The organism is uncultured Aquincola sp. (assembly GCF_964001545.1).
In the GTDB taxonomy this organism is placed as follows: domain Bacteria; phylum Pseudomonadota; class Gammaproteobacteria; order Burkholderiales; family Burkholderiaceae_C; genus Aquincola.
This window is the reverse complement of sequence record NZ_CAXFDV010000549.1, coordinates 1-1,827: the sequence shown is the minus strand read 5'-3', so window position 1 is coordinate 1,827 and position 1,827 is coordinate 1. Positions and strand designations below refer to the sequence as shown.

General features: G+C 67.9%; 1 protein-coding gene. It reads left to right on the top strand.

Annotation, left to right across the window (positions count from 1 at the left end; genetic code table 11):
• Window positions 1-1,667: vitamin B12 dependent-methionine synthase activation domain-containing protein (locus ABNT58_RS18905; protein ID WP_348754986.1), on the top strand; the 1,667-nt coding region annotated here is incomplete at its 5' end.
• Between the last annotated feature and the right edge of the window lie 160 nt (window positions 1,668-1,827).

Here is a 1,827-nt window from a genome sequence, read left to right as displayed (position 1 = left end):
GCCTGGCGGCCAAGCGACCGCTCGATGTGATCGAAGGCCCGTTGATGGACGGGATGAACATCGTCGGCGACCTGTTCGGCGAAGGGAAGATGTTCCTTCCGCAGGTCGTCAAATCGGCCCGCGTGATGAAGCAGGCCGTGGCCCACCTGCTGCCCTACATCGAAGAGGAAAAGCGCCTGCTGGTGGCCGCCGGCGGCGATGCCAAGCCCAAGGGCAAGATCGTCATCGCCACCGTCAAGGGCGACGTGCACGACATCGGCAAGAACATCGTCACCGTGGTCCTGCAGTGCAACAACTACGAGGTGGTGAACATGGGCGTGATGGTGCCTTGCCAGGAGATCCTGGCCAAGGCGCGGGAGGAGGGCGCCGACATCATCGGCCTGTCGGGCCTGATCACCCCCAGCCTGGAAGAGATGCAGTACGTGGCCGCCGAGATGCAGCGCGACGACTTCTTCCGCAGCAAGAAGGTGCCGCTGCTGATCGGCGGCGCCACCACCAGCCGCGTGCACACCGCGGTGAAGATCGCGCCCCACTACGAGGGCCCGGTGGTGTACGTGCCCGATGCCTCGCGCAGCGTGGGCGTGTGCTCTGAGCTGCTCTCCGACGAGCGGGCGGCCAAGTTCATCGACGAGATCACCGCCGACTACGCCAAGGTGCGTGAGCAGCATGCCAACAAGAAGGCCACGCCGCTGGTGACGCTGGCCCAGGCCCGCGCCAACAAGACGCCGATTGACTGGGCGGTCTTCCAGCCGACCAAGCCGCGCTTTCTAGGCCGCCGGGTGTTCCGCAACTACGACCTGGCCGAGCTGGCCGCCTGCATCGACTGGACGCCCTTCTTCCAGACCTGGGACCTGGCCGGCCGCTTCCCCGACATCCTGCGCGACGAGATCGTGGGCGACTCGGCCACCCGCGTGTTCAGCGACGGCAAGCGCATGCTGCAGCGGCTGATCGAGGGCCGCTGGCTGCACTGCGACGGCGTCATCGGCCTGTATCCGGCCAACACGGTGAACGACGACGACATCGAGATCTATGCCGACGAGTCGCGCACCGAGGTGCTGATGACCTGGCGCGGCCTGCGCATGCAGACCGTGCGGCCGGTGGTCGACGGCGTCCAGCGCCCCAACCGCTGCCTGGCCGACTTCGTGGCGCCCAAGGGCACGCGGGCCGACTACGTGGGCCTGTTCGCGGTGAGCGCGCAGGGCGTGGAAAAGAAGGAAAAGCAGTTCCTGGACGACCACGACGACTACTCGGCCATCATGCTCAAGGCACTGGCCGACCGCCTGGCCGAAGCCTTTGCCGAGCGGCTGCACCAGCGCGTGCGCACCGAGTTCTGGGGTTACGCCGCAGCTGAAGCACTGAGCAACGAAGAGCTGATTGCCGAGCGCTACCAGGGCATCCGCCCCGCGCCCGGCTACCCCGCCTGCCCCGACCACCTGCCCAAGCGCGACATGTTCCGCGTGCTGGAAGCCGGCGACGTGGGCATGGCGCTGACCGAGAGCCTGGCGATGACGCCGGCCGCCGCGGTCAGCGGCTTTTACCTGGCGCACCCGGAAGCGGCGTACTTCAACGTCGGCAAGATCGGTGACGACCAGCTGGCCGACTGGCAGGCCCGCAACGCGCTGGACGAGCGCGACGCCCGCCGCGCGCTGGCGCCCCTGTTGAACTGAGCCCGCCCCCAAGCTCGCTGCGCTCGCGTCCCCCAGGCCCTTGTGAGAGGGCCCTTCGGACCCTTGGGGATCTCAGTCCCTTGGGGCGGCCCGGCGGGACTGAGCCAGTCTGTTGCAACTGCCGGGAAGGCCCGGCGGTTCCGGCGAATGAAGACCTTGG